The organism is Bradyrhizobium sp. STM 3566, assembly GCF_045571445.1.
In the GTDB taxonomy this organism is placed as follows: Bacteria; Pseudomonadota; Alphaproteobacteria; order Rhizobiales; family Xanthobacteraceae; genus Bradyrhizobium; species Bradyrhizobium vignae.
In genome coordinates, this window is sequence record NZ_CP120692.1 from 1210993 (window position 1) to 1231265 (window position 20273).

The following is a 20273-nucleotide window of genomic DNA, read 5'->3' on the forward strand; positions in this document are numbered from 1 at the left end:
TCGCAGCAGAGCCCGGTTCTGGAACCAGCTCCTGCGCAGGAGCTTTGCTTCACCTCTCCTGAAGCGAGAGGCCGGGGGGCGCGACACGCTCTAAGTCTTCGCCAGCGCCGGTGCGAACACGACCTCGATCAGCGTGCCATGACCGGCGCTCTTGATGTTGAAGCGGGCGCGGTTGGCTTCGACCAGCGCTTTCGTCAGCGACAGGCTGAGCGCGGAATTGTCGGCGGCATCGCCGGGCGGCGGGGTGCGGAACGGCTCCATTGCGGCGGCGACCTCGCGCTCGGTGAGGCCGTGGCCGGTGTCGCGGATGCGCAGCGCGATCTCGCCGCGGTCGGTGAGTGCCGTCGAGACGATGACCTGGCCGCCGGCGGTCGCAAGCCGGATCGAGTTCGAGATCAGGTTCATGGTGATCTGCCGCATCGCGCGCGCGTCCGCGTTCACCTGCGGCAGCGCATGCCCGAGCGAGGTGCGGATGATGATGCGCTCGCGATTGGCCTGCGGCTGCATCACCGTGACGCAGGCCTCGACCAGGTCGTTGAGATTGAGGTTGGCGAAATTGAGATCGAGCTTGCCGGTCTCGATCCGCGACAGCTCCAGCAAATCGTCGATGATGGTGATGACGCGCTCGCCGGAAGCGCGGATGTCCTTCATGTATTCACCATAGCGCTCGTTGCCGAGCGCGCCGAAGCGTTCGGAGATCATCACCTCGGCAAAGCCGATGATGGCGTTGAGCGGCGTGCGGATCTCGTGGCTGATCCGCGCCAGCATGTCGGCCTTGGCATTGGCTGCGCCGTCGACGAGGCGGCGGGCCTGGATCAATTCGCTCTCGCCCTTCTTGCTCTGCGAGAGGTCGCGGAACACGGCGAAGAAGTTCGGCCCGTCCGGCCGCGTGCGGCCCATGATCATGGCGAGCGGAATCACGCCGCCCTTCTTCTCGCGTCCCAGCACCTCGCGGCCGTGGTCGAGCAGGCTGGAGATGTCCTGGCTCTTCAGGCTTCCCAGATAGTCGGCGACGATCTGCTGGCTCTCGGGCGCGAACAGCGTCAGCAAATTCTGCTCGAGCAGCGCTTGCCCGTCATAGCCGAACAACGCTTCCGCGCTGCGGTTGCAGGCGTGGATGTTGCCTTCGGCATCGAACATGACGATGCCCTCGGCGGTGGTGTCGAGGATGGCGGCGAGATCCTCGGCATCGGCATCGCCGGCCGCGGGCTCCACGTCCGCCGCGTAGGAGTCCGCGACAACGGAGTCGGCCACCAGGGTCTCTGTGACGGCAGCCGCCGCGGTGATGGGGGCCGCCTGCGGCCCTGCGCAGATCAGCGCATGCGCGCTCTCGCCGTCCCAGTCGATCGTGTGCAGATGCGCATTTGTCGTCGCCAGCGGCGCTTGCCCGTTCGCGACCGTCGCGCTGATCGCAACCGGCGTGCCGCCTTGCGAGGTGCTGCTCGCCGATGACACGCCAGGCTCGACATAGAGCGCGTCAAGTCCGCCTGCATCCTCCAGCGCGTTCAGGCTGGCATAGCCCATGCGCGCGAGGAAGGCGGGATTGGCGTAGAGCAGGCGGTCGAGCCGATAGATCAGGATGCCCGTCGGCAGGAGGTCGAGCAGCATGCGGTCGCGCGCGCTGGCGCCGCTCGCCGGCGGTGCCGGCTCGGCCAGCCATTCGGCTGCAGCCTGCAGCGGCTCCGGCGGTTCGGCCGAGATCTCCGCCGCCGGCTCGGCCGTATCCGCCGCGATGGTCTCGCGCTCGCGTTCGAGCCGCTCGGACAATTGCCGAGCGAGCTCGTTGAACGCGCTGTTCTCGACCGGCGTCAGCGTCGGGGCGCGCGTATCTCCGGGCGGGCGGAACGGCACGACATTGGGAGGCGTTTCCACGGGCGTGTCCAGATCGGTTGGGTGTGAAGTCGCGTCGCTTGTGGGCTCTGGCAGGTCGGGCTCGGCTGTCGGCTCGGGTGGCTCGACTGGCGGCGCCGCCGCCGCTGCTTCGGGCTCTGCTTCGGATTTGGGCTTAGGTTCGACGACGTCAGCGGAGCGGCCCTGCTGCGCCGGCGGCGCGCCGAGCGGCTCGAAGCGCCTGAGCGCCTCGAGCCGGTTGAGGCCGTCGAGATCGCGGCAGACGCCGAATCCTTTGAAGCCCGCAAAGTTGTGCTCGCGATCGTAGACCGGCAGGCCCGCAAGCTCGACCGGAATGTGCTCGCCGCCATCGGCCGGCCAGCTCACGGTGATGCCGGCCCAGGTGTCGTGGCTCTCGAGCGCCTTTGCCACGCGCCCGTCCGGATCGAGCGAGAATTGCTCGGCGATCTCGCGCCAGGGGCGGCCGAAGCCGGCGGCCGTGCGCGCGCCGATCAGGCGGATGAATTCATCGGAGAGAAGCACAAAGCGGCCCTCTGCATCCGACTGCCAGAGGAAGCGCAGCGGATGCTGACGCGGTGCGGGCGGCTCTTGCTGGCCCGAGGCCCCTTGGCCCGACGGCGGCTCGACCATGCCGACAGTGATCGGCGTAGCCTGCGCCGACACAAGGGCCGAGCAGTGGTTTTCAACCGGAGTTTTGGCCGCGGCCTCACTCCTCTGGTCGGGCACCGGCGCCTCCACGGCCGCTTCGGCCGGTTCGGACGCGGGCGTCATCGGCTCGGCTGTTTCGTTTGCGTCGACCGGCTCCGCGAAGGCGTCGAACAATGCGATGCCGCCCGGCTCCTCCAGCGATGACGGCTCGCCCGTCACCGCGGCCTCCCGCGGTGCGGATTCAACCGGCGCTTCGGCGACGGCATTCGTCGTGTTCTCCGGCGCGACCGCTGCGGGCGCCTTGTGCGCGGCACCGGGCTCGATCAGCGCGACCAGCCCGACATCGGCCCCGGTGCCGACCCGCTGCAGCACCATCTGGCCGATCCCGATCGGCGTCGCGGCGCGGCCGGTTGTCAGCGCATCGCTGCGGGCCCGATCGAGGCCGGCCTCAAAGAGATCGCGAAAGCCGAGCAGGGAGCGGGCTGCCTCGCTCGCTCCGACGAACAATCCATCCGGCGCGAACGCCGCCATCGGCACATTGGCGCCCGCAACGAGGCGATGCAGCCGCTCCACCAGCGGCATCGGGCGCAGCGTCGGGTCCATCGCGGTGATGAGCACGGCATGGCCGCCATCGGCGAAGTCGAGCCGCGCGCAGGCGCAGGTCATCAGTGTGCCGAGCCGGGCGCCGAAGCCGCGCAGCCGCTCGAGCCGCACCGCGCCGTTCGCCGGCAGCTGGTGCGCGAGCCTGATAACCTGACGGCGATGGCTATCCGCCGGGCCGAACACCTTGTCCGCAAGGCCTGCGCTATTCGCCGCGCCGAACAGTCTTGCGCCGACTGGATTGGCCCACAGCACGCGCGCGCCGTCGATCGACCACAGCCAGGCCGGCAAAGGAGAGGTCGCATGCACGGCCAGCCGCGGATCGCCTACCCCTCGCAACTGGAAATCCGAACGCGTCATAAGGCCGGCTGTCGCTCACGCATCAGGGCGGCCGCCGGGAATGGCAGCCTTAAGAAAGGGTTAGTATCGCCCGGAAGGCGCGGGCAGGTCCACGGCCGCAAGCCCGCAAGAGCCCCCCAAGCGGCGATAACCTTAATGCGCCCAGACCCGCAAGCCGCAGCCAGCTTCATCCAAGGGATTCGCCAAGGGATTCGCGTCTTCAGGCTGGCTTGCCAAGAGATGTGCCTTCACGCGGCATCGCAGCTGCCCATCCTCCTCTGGAGGGCCTGGAGGGGGAGGATCGGTTCGCATGCAGCGAAACGGAGAGCGAACCGAGGTGGGGTGACAGTCTCTCCCCGCAGGCGATCCTCATGTGGACAGATCAGCCCGCCGCGCCTCGCATGGCTGACCCGTAGCGAGCCGACCCTCCTCCCCAACGGTGGGCAAAAGGCGGCCAAGCAGGCACCGCACTACCTCAACCCGCGGTTCCCCCGCCTTGGAACTTCACCCTCTACGAGATTACTTTCGCAACGCATCCTCAGGACGATTGCGATGCACAATGTTGACATGATAGGCAGCCATAGTGCTGGGCGCTGGGCGAGCCATCTCGTTTGTTTCGCGTTTCCAGTCTTACGTTCCCGCTCAATGCCAGGGTCCACAATCGGGGCCGGCGGGCGCGCCAGAAGGCTCACTCCACTTTTTCAATTTGCGTGAGGGACCAACATGACAGGTGCGACTGATCCGTTTTCTGCCTCGATCATCCCGTTCGAGGTTCCTGAGCAGATGCGTGCGTTCGCCGAGAAGGGCGCGGCGCAGGCCCGCGAGAACTACGCCAAGTTCAAGGACGCCGCCGAAACCCACAACGGCACCGTCGAGGCCGTGTTCACCTGCGCCAGCAAAGGCGCGAGCGAGTACACCGCCAAGCTGGTCGAGTTCATGAAGGCCAACTCCAACGCCCAGCTCGACTTCGCCCAGCAGCTGTTCGGCGCCAAGTCGCCGTCGGAAGCCTTGGAGCTGTGGACCGGCCACGCCCGCAAGCAGCTCGAGACCTTCCAGTCCCAGGCCAAGGAGCTGGTCGAGCTCACCCAGCGCGTCGCCGCCGAGACCGCCGAGCCGATCAAGGCGAGCGCCTCGAAGTTCTACCAGCCCGCCGCCTGAGCGGTGAGGCCGGTTTGAGCTAAGAAACCCGGGCCGAAAGGCCCGGGTTTTTTTCACCTCTCCTGCTTGCACATGTAGGAATCCGGGAAGGTCGTCATGCCGGGACAAGCCCGGCCATGACGATGTGGAAGCTTCAGCGCCCTAAGCGCCAGCGTCATATGCGCTGCCCTGCCGCAAGCGAGAGAGGGGGGCGCAACCCTCGACGCCCGCCACCGCGTCCGATTTCCTCGCACCGAAGGTGATTTCCGCCGGTTTTTCACCCCATTGCGGCCTTGCCAAAAACCCCCGTTGCACCTAGTTTCCGCCCCGTCCAGCCCCCTCGGTGACCGGCCCAATCAGGGCGTCCCAAGGCGCGGCTCGCCAGGATGCAGTTGTAGCTCAGTTGGTTAGAGCGCCTGTCTGTGGAACAGGAGGTCGGTGGTTCGAGCCCACCCAACTGTACCAATGTTCTCAGCCTAAATCGGGTTGGTTCAAAAGGTCGCGTAGCTACCAATTAGAGCATGTTGTTTTTGGCTGGAATCGGGATTCCCACCGGGAGCGATTTCTGATTCAACATCCATGCTGGAGGGCGGAGGCCGGCATGGATGACGCGACCCTATTCGGAAGACATCCGGGAACGGGCTTTGGCGCGAGCTGACGCGGGAGAAACAGTTCGTTCGATTGCCGAGGCGCTCCAGATCAGCGCCTCCTGCGTGAGGAAGTGGAAGAATCTGAGACGGGATACCGGAGGCCTGTCACCTGGCCAAATCGGCGGCCACAAGAAGCGGGTTCTGTCGGATGCCAACGCCGACTGGCTGCGCAAACGCATTCGCTCGGGGCCATTCACTTTGCGCAAGCTGACGCAGGAACTGGCTGCACGCGGGATCAAGACAGACGTGCGGGCGGTGTGGACTTTTGTTCACACCGAAGGGCTCAGCTTCAAAAAAACGATTCTACCAGCCGAGCAGGATCGTCCCGACGTCGCCCGTAAGCGGACCCGCTGGAAAGCACATCAAGGCAGGATCGACGTCGCGCGGTTGGTGTTTATCGACGAGACGTGGATCAAAACCAATATGGCACCACTGCGCGGCTGGGGGCATTGCGGGCAGCGCCTCCAAGCCTCTGCACCTTTCGGCCATTGGAAGACAATGACCTTCATCGCGGCGCTGCGTCACGATCGGATCAGCGCGCCTTGGGTGATTGATGGTCCCATCAATGGTGAGCTCTTCACGCTGTACGTCGAGAAGGTGTTGGCACCCACCCTCGCACCGGGTGAGATCGTCGTTCTCGACAATCTTGGCAGCCACAAGGGCAAAGCGGCTCGCCAAGCCATCCGCGCCAGAGGCGCCCACCGCATCTTCTTGCCGCCCTACAGCCCGGACCTCAATCCGATCGAGCAGGTCTTCGCCAAACTCAAACATCTCATGCGAGCTGCCGAGCCCCGTGACGTGGAGGCAACCTGGAGAAAGGTTGGTGAACTCCTCGATCTCTTCTCCAAGGAGGAGTGCACCAACTACTTCAAAAACTCAGGCTATGTTTCCGTATAAAAACATCATGCTCTAGCTATCACGCGGGGACGATGAACGACGAAAGTGACGCTGTGCTTGTCGATATTTGCGACAACGACAACACCTATGCTCGCAGCATCATTCAAGCTGCGGGCCGCGATGAGGCCATAGCCAAGGCTGAAGAGTGGGCGCGGGTGAGGTCCCAAGAGACCGGGAAGCCCTTGTTGATCGGCAAGCGCCCCGGCCATCCCGGTAGTGTCCACAGCAAAGTGTTCGGTCCACCGACGCGACGCCATAGTTCTCGAGAGAGGCAAGGTCGAAGCGGCGCCGGACGACCTTTATGTCGATTGTACCGCGAAAGCATTCAGGAAACGCCCGTCGGTTTCGGTCTTTGATGCGGAAGAGATCACGCGCCAGCAGGTGCGCCCGGGACGTCTCAGTTTGAGTGCGGCCTTGATTGCGCATGTGGAAGCATCTTATGGCGATGACGCGATCAAGAATGACTTATGTGCGCCAATTCCGTCAGTAGAGCTCGCGGCAGATTATTTGAGCACGATGCTGGACACTTTGCGAAATGAACGGCGATGGGGGCCGATAAGGAGCTGCGTCGTTGGATCGACCAGCATAGGTTATCCGGCACTGGTTTTCCGGACACCGGCGTAAGGTCAAGTCCCGAAGGAGTACGTATCCTCGAGCGTCTGCGCGAGGCCCGTCCACGCGCTGTAGCAAACCTGACACGCCTTATCGCCGAGCTCGACTCGATGCACCAGGCTTCGTGACAGGTGCGCACGAAGATCTGCTCGTGGCCCATCGCTTCCGTTAGCGCGTCGCGGCGAGATGTCCGGAGTCGGGGGTAAACCGGAAGCACCCGACCGCTGGTCAGAACGGCGCTTTTGACCCTGAGCCGACTTGGTGGCTCACTCGATAATGCGTTCGGCGCGGTGGCACTCGGGGTCTCGATCGGGTCGTTGTTTTGGGGCTTGCTGACGGGCGCTGCTCTGACGGCGCTGGTGGCCGCGTATGCCTCAACTCTCGTCTTCATCAAGATCATCGGGGGTCTCTATCTCTTGTGGCTCGGTTTCAGGGCTTTTCGATCGGCCGCTTGTCCAAGACCGATCGAGACCCGGGATCACCTTGGGCCGCAATCGGCCTTTCCGTTCTTCATGCGCGGACTGATCGCGCAGATGACGAATCCAAAAGCCGCCTTGGCATGGATCGCACTCATGTCGCTCGGCCTCCAGGCCGATCCACCCTGGTGGGTGATTGCGGTGATCATTGCGGGTACGACGTTTCTCTCCGTCGTTGGCCACCTTCTCTATGCGCTCGCCTTCTCCACCGAGCGCATCGTGCTCATTTACCGGAGGGCGCGCCGCTCAATCGACTTAGCGCTGGGCACCTTCTTCTGCTTTGCCGGCATCAAATTGCTAACGAGTCGCACGTGACCGTTGCCTCCACCAAGCCCGACGATCTTGTTGGTGCGTGAACATTTTGAAATCTGAAGACATCGGGCGGCTCGAGGGGCGACTCTGACGTCGAGCCACATCGTTACATGGGCACATCTTCGCTGCGCCGGAGCCGTCCACACACGAGTTCTGTGCGTCAAGTTCAGCAAAATTGATCATGGGGTCCGGCCGAGCCATCCCCTCGGAGCCGCCGTCGCTCGCTTGCCCAAAAGCGCAGCGCTGGCGAGCGACGGCGGCGGAGAGGGGTGGCGTGCATCCCCTTGGTGGGCCTGAGCATCGTCAGGCCGCCTGGCGTAACGCCTCCTTCTTGTGTTCCTTGAGCAGGTCCATGTTGAGATAGCGATGATCCTCGAGCCAGGTCTCGTGACGCTCGACGGTCAAGGCGCGCACCAGCCGCAAGCAGCTCTCGGCATTGGGGAAGATCCGCACCACGTAGGTGCGCCGCCGGATCTCCTCGTTGAGTCTCTCCAGCATATTGGTCGACTTCATGTGTTTGCGGTGCGCCAGCGGCAGGCGGAAGTAGGTGAGCGTCTCCTCGATGTTCTCTTCCACCCAGCCGGTGAGCTTGGGGTACTTGCCGCCCCATTTGCCGAGCCAGGCGGCCAGATCGCGCCGGACCTCCGAGAGGTCGCGCCGGTCGTACATCCATCTGAGCTCCAGCAGGCAATCGTCATCGACCTTCCGAGGCACATAGTCGAGCGCGTTCCTGAGGAAGTGCACATAACAGCGCTGCCAGAACACGCCGGTGAGAACTTCGGGAATGGCCTTCTTCAAGCCCGGATGATCATCGGAAACGACGAACTCGACGCCATGCAGGCCGCGGGCCTTCAGGCCTTCCAAAACTCCTTCCAGCTCGATCGGCTCTCCCGGTTGGCGAGATCAACCGCGAGCACCTGACGCCGGCCCTCCCAGTCGACCCCGATCGCGATCAGCACCGCCTGGCTCGCGATGATGCCATCGTCCCTGACGCGCTCGTAACGGGCGTCCAGGATCAGATAAGGGAACGGCTCCTTGAGCTTGCGCTCGCAGAACGCCTTCAGCGACGCATCCAGCCGCTTGTTGATCGCGCTGATCGCCGAGGCCGAGAAGGCATGGCCCACCAGCTCCTCGGTGACCTGCTTCACCTTCCGGGTCGAGACCCCTTGCACGTACATCTCGGCCAAGGCCGCTACCAGCGCCTTCTCCGAGCGCTGGTAGCGCTCGAACAGCTCGGTCGAGAACCGTCCCTGCCTGTCCTGCGGCACCTTCGGCTCGATCTTGCCGACCCGGGTGATCAGCGAGCGGGAATAGTAGCCGGAGCGATAGCCAAGCCGCCCCTCGCTGCGCTCCCCTTTCTCCGCACCCAGCGTCTCCGTCATCTCGGCTTCGAGAATGTCCTGCACCGCACCCTGGATCAGCGGCTTCAGGAACTCCTTGTCCGACCTCAACAACTCTTTGACTGCAGAGACATCCGTCCTAATCTTCGTCACGGTCATGGCGGGTCCAAGCTCCTCTACGAGCGGTGATCTTCGCAATCACCGGACTTACCATGACCGCTTCAGCCTCTCAGCTTTTGCAGAACCTCCCGCACACTACCCACACACGGCCCATCTGCGGAGTTGCGCTGTGTCTGCCGGAGGTCCGCTCACAACTCCAGAGCGGGCCAGATTTGCTCAACCTGAATACTTCGCATTTTGCCCCTGAACGGACCTCGACGGTCCACCCGCCGGGCCACTACCCTCAAGCCCAACGGTATCGTCAACCCAACGGAACCATCGGCACGGCGGGCAATTCAACCGCCAGTGGCCCCTTTTGACTTGAGAATGCAAAGATGAGGAGGACAACATGCCGAACGCGTATTGGATCGGGCGCATCGATGTGATCAAACCCGAATACACCAAAGCCTACGGCCCCGCCCTCACGGCGGTGCTCCGCAAATACGGTGCGAAATTCCGGGTGCGCGGCGGCACCTTCGAGGCGGTGGAGGGCAAGTCGCGCGAGCGTAACATCGTGATCGAGTTCAAGGACTACGAAACCGCGCTCGCCTGCTACCGCTCACCTGAATACACCAAGGCGAGGGAACTGCGCGCCGGCGCCGTGGACATCGACATCATCGTGATCGAAGGCTACGACGGCCCGCAGCCCACGGATTGAACCCCGCTTTGGCGGCGCGCACCACGCAGCCTGATTTTGCCTCGTAGGTCGTTAGCACCACCGAAAGTCTCCTTCTGGCCCGTGACTGACCTGCGCGGCAATGTCCGCTTCCGAGAGGTGACCCGACCAAGGGCATGCTGGCTGCCGAGGGCAGTCTTTTGACCCAACGCGGAAATCACAACCCGTTTCATTCATCGTTTAGCACGCCGATCTTTTCGGTTGATCGACCGATGCTGCGCAACCTACCATTGGGCGTGCCCGGTGTTCAAAGCTGGCCTGGGCGGAGCAAAATGAGCACAGCAATGAAAGGCCGTTTGATCGGCTTGGTCGTGATCGACTGGTAATACTCGTTATGTACCTGTTCGGCACCACCAACCCGGCGGTTTTTGCTGTGGTGACGATTGGTGTGCCCGCACTAGCTCTGACGGTTGCTCTGCCCATGGCGTTGTGGATCAGGTCCAATCGTTCTTCAACTCAAACTAGGCCACCTTCAAGTTCAAACTAGGCCGCCATGTCCGCTTGTGGCCCGAGGCTGACTAACGCGACGCTCGTCCAAGCGTCGGCTCTTAAGTGCAGACCGGACGTGGCGTGCAAGGAACCGGACCGCCGATAGCCTTGGGAAAATGGCCGGACCTCAACGAACTTGGCGACGCGCCATCGTCAAGGCTCATATGTGAAATAACGATACGAGCGCCTCGTCCGGGCGACCAAGCACAAAGGAGGAAACCCCATGAGCGCGATCTGGCCGGAAATCCCCTTCGAGACATGGCGCGAAACCTGTTCTGCGCTTCATTTGTATTGCCAAGTTGCCGGCAAGTATCGGCTCGCGAGGACGCCGTGGATCAACCATTCATGGCACGCGACTTTCTACGTGAATGCTCGCGGGCTCACGACTTCACTGGTTCCAGACGCCTCAGGTATCGAGATCACCTTCGATCTCTCCCGCCATATCGTGATCGCAGAGGCCTCTGACGGGCGCAGGGTTGAAATGGCGCTCGGGCCGATGTCCGTTGCCGACTTCCACACCAGGTTCTGTGAGCTGGTGGGACGTCTCGGCGGCACACCGGAATTCGACGGCCGGCCCAATGAAGTCCCTGATCCAATCGCTTTTCAGGACGACCGTCAGATCCGCCCCTATGATGCAGACGCCGCCACGCGGTTCTTCAGGGCCCTGGTTGCAATCGACGGTGTTTTTCATCGGTTTCGGACGGGCTTCACCGGAAAGGTCAGTCCAGTCCATCTCTTTTGGGGCAGCTTCGATCTCGCGGTGACGCGCTTCTCCGGACGTCCTGCTCCGCTTCACCCGGGGGGCGTACCGGGTTTACCTGATGAAGTGACGCGCGAGGCGTACAGTGATGAAGTCTCATCCGCCGGCTTCTGGCCGGGCGGAGGCGGCACAGACTTTGCGGCTTTCTACTCCTATGCCTATCCCACTCCGAACGGCTTTGCCGACGAACAGATTTTGCCGACGGGCGCATATTTCGATCGGAAGCTCGGAGAATATCTCCTGGCCTACGACATTGTGAGGAAGTCAAGCGATCCAGAGGGGACGCTCATGTCGTTTCTGGAAAGCACCTATCGTGCGGCAGCGGATCTCGGAGGCTGGGATCGTGCCGCGCTCGAATGTCCGATTGGTCACCCCCTTCGGCCCCGCCCTCTCAACAGGAAGAGGTGAAGTTCACCAGCCTTCCCGTTGTTCAGGCAGAGCACCTTAAGCGCGACGTCGAGCCACTATGCTATGCCGGCGGGGCTGCTCGTCCCATCGACGGTAGGCGCCGCCCGACTCGGATCTGCCTTGGTGTTCGCTTTCAACGCGCCGCTTGCGATCCAATCGGTCGGATCCAAAACCGAAGAAGAATGCCGCCCAGCAAGGAGCAGAGCGCCGCCACTTGCAACACTATGCGTAGCGCGCGTTCGAACGCGGCCGTTGCGGCTTCGGTGATGCCGGCTTGTCCGGCCAGTATTGCATTCAGCGCTTCGTTGGCTTGTGCCCGCGGCGCACCGGCAAGATGATACGAAAAGCTGGCAAACAAAACGGCGCCAAGCGCCGCGACTGCAAAGAGACCTGCCACCCGGGCGACCGCGTTGTTGACGCCCGAAGCGAGTCCTGCGTGGGCGTCACCCACCGACGACATTACCATCGACGTCAGCGGCGGGACCGTGATGGTCATACCGATGCCAAATACGCAGATCGCCGGAAACGCTCCGGCCCAGTAGGATTGTCGGAAATCGGCAAAAGCCAGCAGCGCCAGACCGCAGCCTGCGATGACGGGCCCGAAGGTGAGCGACTGCTGCGGCCCGAAACGGTCGGAAAGCATGCCGGCGAATTGCGCGCCGAAACCCATGATGAGAGCAAATGGAAGCAGTGCTGCACCGGCCTGTGTCGCGGAGTAGCCGCCGAGCCGGATCAAGCCAAACGGCAGATAATACAGCGCACCGCCTAGCGCAAAATAAAGCAACAGCGTCAATGCGTTGGCTGCGGCAAAACTGCGCGAACCGTACAGCGATAGCGGCATCATTGCTCGTGCGCCGAGCCGGGCTTCGATTGCGAGAAATAACAAGAGCAATAGAAATCCCGATCCGAGCGCGCCGACTACGGTTCTGTCAGAAAATCCCGAGGCCGGAATGGCGTTAAGCCCCCAGGTGATCGAGGCGAGAGCGGCGGCGATGGTGGCCGCTCCGGTCCAGTCCAACGATTTTGCGCTGTCATTTCGGCTTTCGCCTGCGAAGCTCGCAAGTCCCGCCGCGACGGCCGCCAGCGGCACATTGAGCAGAAAAATCGCGCGCCACGACACCTGATCGACGAGCCAGCCGCCCAATACCGGGCCGACGGCGGCGGTCAGCGCGCCGACACCAGCCCATACTCCGATCGCATGATTGCGCTCGTGCTCGTCAAAAGTCGCTCCCAACATCGCGAGGCTCGCCGGGATGAGGAACGCGGCGCCAACCCCTTGAATTGCGCGGCTTGCGACTAGCACCGTGATGTTGGGGGACAGGCCGCACGTAATAGAGGCCAAGGTGAATATCGTAATGCCGAAAACAAAGATGCGTCGACGGCCGTAAAGATCGGCAGCCGCCCCTCCAACCAGCACCGTAGCGCTTAGCAGCAGCAGGTAAGCATTAACGATCCATTGGGTCGCGGCCACGCTTGCATGCACGACGTGCTGAATCGTCGGCAGGGCGATATTTACGACAGACCCATCGACCAATGCCATGCTCGACCCGAATATGGTCGCCGCCAGCGTCAGCCGCTTGCGTCTTTGCGACGGTGCCGCGTCAAAAGCTGGTGTCACCCGGATAACGTTGGCGTCGCAGGGAGATTGCATGAAACCAATCATTTGGGGGGCTCGAGAAGCGTGGCTGTCGCGGTCAGCGTGCGCCTCGAGGGTACCGTTGGCAACCGCCGGTTTCGCCCATTTCGCCGGGTCGCTCAGACGGAGGTCGGCTCCTGGCCCTTTGGCGACGAGACGGGAGCGGTGCGCGGGGACGGCCAGGTACGCCCGCGTTGGTCGCAGCGAGACCATCGTCACGTTTCCTTTGCGAGACCGAGCTCGCTGAGGATGGCTTCGTTGTGCTGACCGACATCAGGCACCGGGTCCATCCGCGGCGCTACGTCGGGAATGGTGAGGGCGGGCAGGAAGCTCATCACCGGCCCGCAGGGCGATCCCACGCTCTGCACCCGCGAGCGCGCATGGAGTTGCTCATGCTGCAGGAAGGCCTCGACCGAGTTCAGATGCGCGTTGGCGATCGCGGCTTCATCGAGCAGCCGCAGCACCTCCTCGCTGGTCATCGCGGCAAAACGCTGCTCGATATGCGCCTGCAGATCGTCGCGGTTCTGCATGCGCAGCGGATTGGTGCGGAAGCTCGGATGGTCGGCGAAGCCGGCGTCGCCAAGCACCGGCACAGCGACCGCCATTCCCGGTCGTTCTGGATGCCGAAGAAGATCGTGGTGCCGTCACCCACGCGGAACGGGCCGTAGGGCGCGATCGTCGCATGCTTCGCGCCGGTGCGCGGCAGCGGCCGGCCGGTACTCATCGTGTAGAAGGCGGGATAGCTCATCCAGTCCGTGATGGAATCGAACAGCGAGGCCTGGAAGGCCGTGCCCTTGCCGGTTCGCTCCCGGCGATACAGCGCCATCAGCACGCCGTTGAGAATGTACATCCCCGTGGCGATATCGACCACGGAAAGCCCCACCTTGGCCGGCTCCGCCTCGGTGCCGTTGACGGCGAGCACGCCGGCCTCGCACTGGACCAGCAGATCATAGGCCTTCTTGTTGCTGTAGGGGCCGCCGCTGCCATAGCCCGAGACGTCGCAGGCGATGAGGCGCGGAAATCTTCGCACGAGCGATGCGGCATCGAGGTCGAGCCGCTCCGCAGCACCAGGCGCGAGATTCTGGATGAACACATCCGCCCGCGGCAGCAGGGCGTCGAGCACCTTGCGGCCGCTCTCGCTCTTGATGTCGATGGCGAGGCTTTGCTTGGAACGATTGGTCCAGACGAACTGGCTCGACATGCCGTTCATCACATGATCGTAGTCCCGGCAGAAATCGCCGCCGCCCGGCCGCTCGATCTTGATCACCCGTGCGCCCCAATCCGCCAGATGCCGGCTGGCCAGCGGCGCTGCGATCGCCTGCTCCAGCGAGACCACCGTCACGCCCGACAGCGGCAGCTCCGCCTCATTCCCCTCCATGCGATCGCCTCCACTCCCGCTCAAGCTCTTGATCAGCGCAGGAGACAAGCCGACCACCCACGCGCATTCTTTGATGCTGCCATCATGCTCCTGTTTTGCCCGACGAGTCAAACTCGACTTCGCAAAATCCTAAGGCATGAAATGCGTAAGGATTGCCATGACTTGGCTACTGTGCATGGGGTTGTTTTCGCAGTTTTGTCTTGAACGGCCTGTCCCCACCCTCAGGTGTCATCTCCCGCGAAAGCGGGGGATCCGGTACGCCGCGGCGTCCCTGTTGCCGAGACCGCACACGTGCCGGCTTTCGCGTCTCCCCTCGGTTGCCAATGAACCGCCGTTCACCCACTATTCGCACTGACTCGTCATGTGGGGGGGATCGATGCCGGCATTTCGCTTGAAGAAGTCATTGGCCATTGCGAGCCTCTCGCTTGCCTTGGCCGTCCTGGCGCTGCCGCGCTCAGGTTTCGCCTACACCCAGGAGCAGCAGCAGGCCTGCACGCCGGATGCGATGCGGCTGTGCAGCGAGTTCGTTCCGAACGTCGATGCCATCACCGCCTGCATGATCAAGAAGAAGGCGCAGCTCTCGCCGCAATGCCGGGTGTTCTTCCGCGCCGGCCCCGAGCCGCGCGAGTTGCGCGCCGGCAAGCCGACCCACATCGCGCCGAGGACCGCGAAGAAGACCAAACCGGCCTCGAAGAAGAAGAAATCCAGCGAAGGCTAAAATCCCGAGCGAAGCGCGTGCCTGTTTTGAAACCCGACAGGCCTGGGAACCGCGCCATCGCATATCCGGCTCGCTCCGGCCGTGACATCAGCTTCGCGACAGCGGACTCGTTTTGTTCGCGCGTCGCCGCACAGGCTTGCGGCCATTACGGGCGCCTCTGACGGAAAAGAGCCGCCCCGAGGTTTGCGCGGCAAGGTTGTGTTGTCCCGTCCGCTGCTCAAGAAACGCACGCTTGCCCGCGCGCGAAGCGTTTTGCAGCAGTTTGTGTGTGACGTCACAGCAAGCAGTGTGACTCAAAAGCCAACACGCCTCGTTATTTCGTGGCGCCAACGCAACCCTCGATACATTTTTCTTTCGCGAATCACTGCGCTGATTCATTTTCGCGGCCTGGGGTCAATCTGGAGGCCGAAGGTATGAACGTAATTGTTTTTGCATCGCGTAAAGGCGGCTCGGGCAAGAGTACCCTGGCTGCACATCTCGCCGCGCAGATCAAGGCGAGCAAGCAGGTCATGCTGGTGGACGCAGATCCGCAGGGCTCGCTCACGCTGTGGCACAAGCTGCGTGGCACCAACGAGCCGCCGATCAAGGCTGCCGTGAACTCCGTCAGCGGCATCGTCTCCGCTGCCAAGCGCGACGGTTATGAATGGGTGTTGATCGACACGCCGCCGAACCTGTCGGCCGTCGTCGACGACGCGATCCGTAACGCGACGATGGTGATCATTCCGGCGCGTCCCGGCGTGTTCGACGTCAACGCGGTGCAGGAAACCATCCAGATGTGCCGCGCCGCGCGCAAGCCCTACGCGGTCGTGCTCAACGGTGCGCCGGCGCGCCGTGACGAGGTCGAAAGCCCGATCGTCACCATCGCCCGCGAAGCGCTGGCGAAATTCCGCGCTCCGGTGTGGGGCGGCCAGATCACCAACCGTTCGGATTTGCTGATGGCGCTCAGCCACGGCGAAGGCGCGCGCGAGTATCAGGCCGAGAGCCGTGCGGCTCAGGAAATCGCAAGGCTTTGGGCGGCGATCGAGCGTTCGGTGAAGGCTATTCGCGGCACGGCGTCGGCGTCCGGCGCAATGCACAAGCAGGCCGCTTAATTTTCATTGGTCATTTCGTGGATACGAAAAACGCGCGGGTCGAGCCGCGCGTTTTGCGTTTCTGCCTTCACCTGTCATTTCGGAGCACCCGAAGGGCGAAGCCGGAATCTCGAGATTCCCCGGTGCGCAATTGTGCACCTGCGGTCTGGCGCTATCGCGCCATCCGGAAATGACGAAATGAATCTTACGCCACCAACAGCATGTAGAACACGATCACCGGCGACAAGGTGAGGATCACCGACCAGATGCCGGTCGCCCAGAGAATGTCCTCGGTGGTAAAGCCCTGCTGTCCAGCGTCGCAATGCGACGCCAGTTCATTATGACTATTCACAAACGCCTCCGCGATTTCTTCGCTTATGGCGTCCACGCTAGCCGGGATGTTTTAACATTCCGGGTCGCTGCGACCAGCGCATTTGAGCACGGCCGTGACCCACGGGTTAACCATCCCGCGCCCGCTCGCGTCAGCCGATCAGCCAGACGCGAAACAGCAGCACCGGTATCAGGCCGAGCATCACCGCCCAGAACCCGAATGACGACACCATCAGAATGCCCTGCAAGAGATCGGCCGGCGCGAATTGCCGCGCGGCCGTCGGCCGGATGCGATGCCCCATGATCATTCCCCTCTCCGAGGTCCTTTGCGGAGACGATAGGCCCGATTGCGTAAACGAGCCGTGGATGCGCGATGCGGCGGCTGCGAATGCGGTTGGGATGCTGTTAACCACGGTCGCCTCTTACCCTTCCCTGGAGGGGCCCTCCAGGGAAGGGGATGGAAGCCGCTACGCCGCGACTTTCCTCCGTCGCTCGATTTCGCGATCGATCGCCGCCGCGAGCTCGCTGCTCACTTCCACCATCGGCAGGCGCACTTCGGGGCTGTCGATCAGGCCGCTGCGCCACAGCCAGTACTTCGCCGGCGCGGGGCTCGGCTCGGTGAACAACAGCCGCGTCAGCTCGGCGACCTCGTGCCAGCGCGCCTGCGCCGCATCGTGGTTGCCGCGCTTCAGCTCGGCATACACGGCTGCAAATATCGCGGTCTCGACATGGGCCGACAGCAGGATGCCGCCGTCGGCGCCGTCAATGAGCGCCTCGAGATAGTTGGCGTCCTCGCCGGTGAGCACACGAAAGTCCTTCGGCCGGTCGCGCAGCAGCGCGATCGACTGCTCGCGGCTGGCGCCGCAATCCTTCAAGCCGACGATGTTCTTGTGCTCGGCGAGCCGCAGCATGGTCTGGTTGGTGATGTTGACCGCGCAGCGATAGGGGATGTTGTAGAGCGCGATCGGCCATGCAGCGTGGTCGGCGAGCGCCTCGAAATGCGCCAGCAGCCCGCGCTGCGACGGCCGCACGTAATAGGGGCTGGCGATCAGGTAACCATCGATCGGCCAGTCCGCGGTCTCGTCGAGGCGCTCCTGCAGCCGCGAGGTGTCCGCGCCCGAGAGCCCGAGGCAGATCGGCAGGCTGCGGCCGCCGGCCGCCATCTCGTCGCGCACCACGGCGACGAGACGTTCGAACTCGGCGCCGCGCAGTGTCATGCCTTCGCCGGAGGTCGCCCCCAGGATGAAGCCGTCAACGGCCTGTCCGCCGTAATGCCGCGTCAGTCGCCGCAGTGACCTGTCGTCCAGTGCGCCGCCCTGAAACGGCGTCACCAGCGGCAGCCATAGCCCATGCAAATGATCTCGTAGTCCGGTCATGTTCCATCTCCTTCTCGGGAAAAAGCCTGAGACGGAGGCACATGAAAAAACCCCGTCCAGGCGGCGGGGTTTTCGGGATTTGTTCGCAATGACGACGTCAGCCTAGTGCGCGCAGAAATCCGAGGCCCCGGGATGGGGGCCTTTTTTCGAGATGACTGCGCACGACTTCGTGATCATTTGCAAATGATGCGGGGTATGCCTGGAACTGTCAATACACGCGGAGCGCGAAGCCACATTTTGACGAAAAAAAGCCGGACCCGAGGGCCCGGCTTAGGTATTGGCCACGTGAGGCCGACACAATCACCTTCCAAGAGGGATTACTGAACTCCCGCGCCACTGGAGGAGGGGGACAAATGCGCAACGCGAAGGCTCAGCGTGCAAACATTATGGGCTTGCCAAGCGCCATGCAGCAACAGCCGAGGCCGCATGTCAGTCATGCGGAAATCAGGACGGCCAGCGCTGTGCCTTGCTCACCACGAAGTCGCGGAACACCTGCACGCGCGCGACCGTCTTCAACTCCTCGGGATAGACGAAGTAAGTGTCGAGCTGGATCGAATCCGACTCGCCGAATAGCTGCACGAGCTTGCTCTGCTCCTCGACGAGGTAGTCGGGCAGGGCGGCGATGCCGAGTCCCTGCTGGCAGGCGCGCACGAGTCCGAGGATGTTGTTGACCTTGAAATAGGCTTCGCGCGGACCCGACCCGTTGCGACCGGCTTCGATCAGCCAGTTGCGGTTCTGCAGATGCGGCGCGAAGTTGCCGTCGGCAAGCGTGATGATGCGGTGGGAGTCGAGCTCCTCCAGCGTGCGTGGCGTGCCGAAGCGCTTGATGTATTCCGGCGAGCAATAGGCGTGAAAGCCCATTGCGAACAGCTTGCGCTGGATGAGATCGGGCTGCGTCGGCTTGCGGGTGCGGATCGCGACGTCGGCCTCGCGCATCGATAGATCGAGCTCCTCGTCGGTGACGATCAACGAGATCCGGATCTCCGGATAGAGCGCGGTGAACTCGCCGAGCCGCGGGATCAGCCAGTTGATGCCGACGCCGGGCGTGGTGGTGATCTTGAGGTCGCCGCTCGGCCGCTCGCGGCTGTCGGTCAGCTTGGCGCGCGCCGCCTGCAGCTGCATGAACACGTCGTGCGCGGTGCGGAACAAGAGGTCGCCCTGTTCGGTGAGGATCAGGCCGCGGGCGTGGCGGTGAAACAGCGAGACCGAAAGCTCCTGCTCCAGCGCCGAGACCTGGCGGGAGACCGCCGATTGCGACAGACCAAGCTGCTCGCCAGCATGCGTGAAGCTGCCCGCTTCCGCCGCCGCGTGAAACACCTTCAGCTTGTCCCAGTCCATATCCGTGAATCCGTCGCGTGTTCGAGGCATGATCTTCATTCCGCTGCCGCGCGCTCGCTGGCGCGAAGGGCCAAGAAACGTTCGGCTTCGAGTGCGGCCATGCAGCCGAGGCCGGCGGCCGTCACGGCCTGGCGATAGGTCTCGTCGGCGACGTCGCCGGCGGCAAACAAGCCGGGCACCGACGTGGCGGTCGAGTTCGGGGCGACCTCGACATAGCCCGACGGTTTGAGCTTGACCTGGCCCTTGACGAGCTCGGTTGCCGGTGCGTGGCCGATGGCGATGAAGATGCCGTCGGCCTTCACGTTCGTGAGCGCGCCGGTCCTGACGTTCTTGAGCCGGACATGGGTGACTTTGTTGGGGTTCTCGGTGCCGCAGATCTCGTCGACGGCGGAGTCCCAGATCACCTTGATCTTCGGATGCTTGAACAGGCGTTCCTGCAGGATGCGCTCGGCACGGAAGTGATCGCGACGATGCACGATGGTGACCTGCGAAGCATGGTTGGTGAGGTACAGGGCTTCCTCGACCGCGGTGTTGCCGCCGCCGACCACGATGACTTCCTTGCCACGGTAGAAGAAGCCGTCGCAGGTGGCGCAGGCCGACACGCCGCCGCCCTGGAACTTCGCTTCGGAGGGCAGCCCAAGCCAGCGTGCTTGCGCTCCCGTGGCGAGGATCACGGTGTCGGCGAGATAGACGTCGCCGCTGTCGCAGGTGAGACGGAACGGCCGTTGCGCAGTCTCCAGCTTGGTGACCAGGTCGGTGACGATCTTGGTGCCGACATGGACCGCCTGCTTCTCCATCTGCTCCATCAGCCAGGGGCCCTGGATCACGTCGGCGAAGCCCGGATAGTTCTCGACGTCCGTGGTGATGGTGAGCTGGCCGCCGGGCTGGATGCCCTGGATCAGGATCGGCTCGAGCATCGCGCGCGCGGCGTAGATCGCGGCGGTGTAGCCGGCGGGGCCAGAGCCAATAATGACGACCTTTGCATGAACAGGAGCGGACATTTCGATGGACGCCTTTCACGGGGGATTTGCAGCGCGGGCGCGGAACGTGCCGGGAGGCCTCGCGGAGGCGCT

The 20273-nt window shown here is 63.4% G+C and carries 16 protein-coding genes, 1 tRNA gene and 2 pseudogenes; 10 read left to right on the top strand and 9 right to left on the bottom strand.

Annotated features, from left to right (window positions below; genetic code table 11):
- Positions 1-90 precede the first annotated feature (90 nt).
- Positions 91-3459, bottom strand: coding sequence for a PAS domain S-box protein (locus P6U27_RS05825; protein WP_129146193.1), 3369 nt, complete (start codon positions 3457-3459; stop codon positions 91-93).
- A 702-nt stretch (positions 3460-4161) separates the two neighbouring features.
- Here P6U27_RS05825 and P6U27_RS05830 point away from each other — a divergent pair.
- From P6U27_RS05830 to P6U27_RS05850, 5 genes are all read left to right on the top strand, one after another.
- Positions 4162-4596, top strand: a complete 435-nt coding sequence (locus P6U27_RS05830) for a phasin (RefSeq protein WP_122401052.1) — start codon at positions 4162-4164, stop codon at positions 4594-4596.
- Between the two features lie 367 nt (positions 4597-4963).
- A tRNA-His gene (locus tag P6U27_RS05835) sits at positions 4964-5040 on the top strand.
- A gap of 140 nt (positions 5041-5180) precedes the next feature.
- Positions 5181-6122: an IS630 family transposase gene (locus tag P6U27_RS05840; RefSeq protein ID WP_407193729.1), complete on the top strand. Its 942-nt coding sequence runs from the start codon at positions 5181-5183 to the stop codon at positions 6120-6122.
- A 32-nt stretch (positions 6123-6154) separates the two neighbouring features.
- Positions 6155-6478 (top strand): hypothetical protein, encoded by a 324-nt coding sequence (locus P6U27_RS05845; protein ID WP_129146192.1) that lies wholly within the window; start codon positions 6155-6157, stop codon positions 6476-6478.
- Positions 6479-7024: 546 nt separating this feature from the next.
- Positions 7025-7525, top strand: coding sequence for a LysE family translocator (locus P6U27_RS05850; protein WP_245509748.1), 501 nt, complete (start codon positions 7025-7027; stop codon positions 7523-7525).
- A 300-nt stretch (positions 7526-7825) separates the two neighbouring features.
- Here P6U27_RS05850 and P6U27_RS05855 read toward each other — a convergent pair.
- Positions 7826-9021: pseudogene (locus tag P6U27_RS05855) on the bottom strand (IS256 family transposase).
- A 349-nt stretch (positions 9022-9370) separates the two neighbouring features.
- Between P6U27_RS05855 and P6U27_RS05860 the strand changes: the two are divergent.
- From P6U27_RS05860 to P6U27_RS05870, 3 genes are all read left to right on the top strand, one after another.
- Positions 9371-9679, top strand: a complete 309-nt coding sequence (locus tag P6U27_RS05860; protein ID WP_129142538.1) for a DUF1330 domain-containing protein — start codon at positions 9371-9373, stop codon at positions 9677-9679.
- Positions 9680-9813: 134 nt separating this feature from the next.
- Complete coding sequence (locus P6U27_RS05865; RefSeq protein WP_245163395.1) at positions 9814-10023, top strand: hypothetical protein; 210 nt, start codon at positions 9814-9816, stop codon at positions 10021-10023.
- A gap of 386 nt (positions 10024-10409) precedes the next feature.
- A complete protein-coding gene (locus tag P6U27_RS05870) occupies positions 10410-11354 on the top strand; it encodes a DUF5996 family protein (protein ID WP_122401054.1) in 945 nt (314 codons plus the stop codon).
- A gap of 133 nt (positions 11355-11487) precedes the next feature.
- Here P6U27_RS05870 and P6U27_RS05875 read toward each other — a convergent pair whose 3' ends face one another.
- Positions 11488-13017 (bottom strand): MFS transporter, encoded by a 1530-nt coding sequence (locus P6U27_RS05875; RefSeq protein ID WP_407193730.1) that lies wholly within the window; start codon positions 13015-13017, stop codon positions 11488-11490.
- A gap of 188 nt (positions 13018-13205) precedes the next feature.
- Positions 13206-14368, bottom strand: a pseudogene (locus P6U27_RS05880) (CaiB/BaiF CoA transferase family protein).
- Between the two features lie 376 nt (positions 14369-14744).
- On the opposite strand from P6U27_RS05880, the gene P6U27_RS05885 reads away from it, so the two are divergent.
- Both P6U27_RS05885 and P6U27_RS05890 read left to right on the top strand, forming a co-directional pair.
- Positions 14745-15086, top strand: coding sequence for a hypothetical protein (locus P6U27_RS05885; protein WP_407193731.1), 342 nt, complete (start codon positions 14745-14747; stop codon positions 15084-15086).
- A 413-nt stretch (positions 15087-15499) separates the two neighbouring features.
- The gene (locus tag P6U27_RS05890; RefSeq protein WP_122401057.1) at positions 15500-16177 is read left to right on the top strand and encodes a ParA family protein; all 678 of its coding nucleotides are present in this window, start codon (positions 15500-15502) and stop codon (positions 16175-16177) included.
- Positions 16178-16361: 184 nt separating this feature from the next.
- Here P6U27_RS05890 and P6U27_RS05895 read toward each other — a convergent pair whose 3' ends face one another.
- From P6U27_RS05895 to trxB, 5 genes are all read right to left on the bottom strand, one after another.
- Complete coding sequence (locus tag P6U27_RS05895; protein ID WP_164936746.1) at positions 16362-16508, bottom strand: hypothetical protein; 147 nt, start codon at positions 16506-16508, stop codon at positions 16362-16364.
- Positions 16509-16638: 130 nt separating this feature from the next.
- Positions 16639-16794, bottom strand: coding sequence for a hypothetical protein (locus P6U27_RS05900; protein ID WP_160118751.1), 156 nt, complete (start codon positions 16792-16794; stop codon positions 16639-16641).
- Between the two features lie 159 nt (positions 16795-16953).
- A complete protein-coding gene (locus tag P6U27_RS05905; protein ID WP_122401059.1) occupies positions 16954-17862 on the bottom strand; it encodes a 4-hydroxy-tetrahydrodipicolinate synthase in 909 nt (302 codons plus the stop codon).
- Positions 17863-18306: 444 nt separating this feature from the next.
- Positions 18307-19230: a LysR family transcriptional regulator gene (locus P6U27_RS05910; protein WP_162500129.1), complete on the bottom strand. Its 924-nt coding sequence runs from the start codon at positions 19228-19230 to the stop codon at positions 18307-18309.
- Positions 19231-19235: 5 nt separating this feature from the next.
- Positions 19236-20201, bottom strand: a complete 966-nt coding sequence (trxB, locus tag P6U27_RS05915; RefSeq protein WP_122401061.1) for a thioredoxin-disulfide reductase — start codon at positions 20199-20201, stop codon at positions 19236-19238.
- Positions 20202-20273 lie beyond the last annotated feature (72 nt).

What these genes read in the sequence shown, in the direction of transcription:
- P6U27_RS05825 (WP_129146193.1), bottom strand. Translation starts at nt 3,459, where the DNA reads ATGACGCGTTCGGATTTCCAGTTGCGAGGGGTAGGCGATCCGCGGCTG.
- P6U27_RS05830 (WP_122401052.1), top strand. Translation starts at nt 4,162, where the DNA reads ATGACAGGTGCGACTGATCCGTTTTCTGCCTCGATCATCCCGTTCGAG.
- P6U27_RS05840 (WP_407193729.1), top strand. Translation starts at nt 5,181, where the DNA reads ATGACGCGACCCTATTCGGAAGACATCCGGGAACGGGCTTTGGCGCGA.
- P6U27_RS05845 (WP_129146192.1), top strand. Translation starts at nt 6,155, where the DNA reads ATGAACGACGAAAGTGACGCTGTGCTTGTCGATATTTGCGACAACGAC.
- P6U27_RS05860 (WP_129142538.1), top strand. Translation starts at nt 9,371, where the DNA reads ATGCCGAACGCGTATTGGATCGGGCGCATCGATGTGATCAAACCCGAA.
- P6U27_RS05865 (WP_245163395.1), top strand. Translation starts at nt 9,814, where the DNA reads ATGCTGGCTGCCGAGGGCAGTCTTTTGACCCAACGCGGAAATCACAAC.
- P6U27_RS05870 (WP_122401054.1), top strand. Translation starts at nt 10,410, where the DNA reads ATGAGCGCGATCTGGCCGGAAATCCCCTTCGAGACATGGCGCGAAACC.
- P6U27_RS05875 (WP_407193730.1), bottom strand. Translation starts at nt 13,017, where the DNA reads ATGATTGGTTTCATGCAATCTCCCTGCGACGCCAACGTTATCCGGGTG.
- P6U27_RS05885 (WP_407193731.1), top strand. Translation starts at nt 14,745, where the DNA reads ATGCCGGCATTTCGCTTGAAGAAGTCATTGGCCATTGCGAGCCTCTCG.
- P6U27_RS05890 (WP_122401057.1), top strand. Translation starts at nt 15,500, where the DNA reads ATGAACGTAATTGTTTTTGCATCGCGTAAAGGCGGCTCGGGCAAGAGT.
- P6U27_RS05900 (WP_160118751.1), bottom strand. Translation starts at nt 16,794, where the DNA reads ATGATCATGGGGCATCGCATCCGGCCGACGGCCGCGCGGCAATTCGCG.
- P6U27_RS05905 (WP_122401059.1), bottom strand. Translation starts at nt 17,862, where the DNA reads ATGACCGGACTACGAGATCATTTGCATGGGCTATGGCTGCCGCTGGTG.
- P6U27_RS05910 (WP_162500129.1), bottom strand. Translation starts at nt 19,230, where the DNA reads ATGCCTCGAACACGCGACGGATTCACGGATATGGACTGGGACAAGCTG.
- trxB (WP_122401061.1), bottom strand. Translation starts at nt 20,201, where the DNA reads ATGTCCGCTCCTGTTCATGCAAAGGTCGTCATTATTGGCTCTGGCCCC.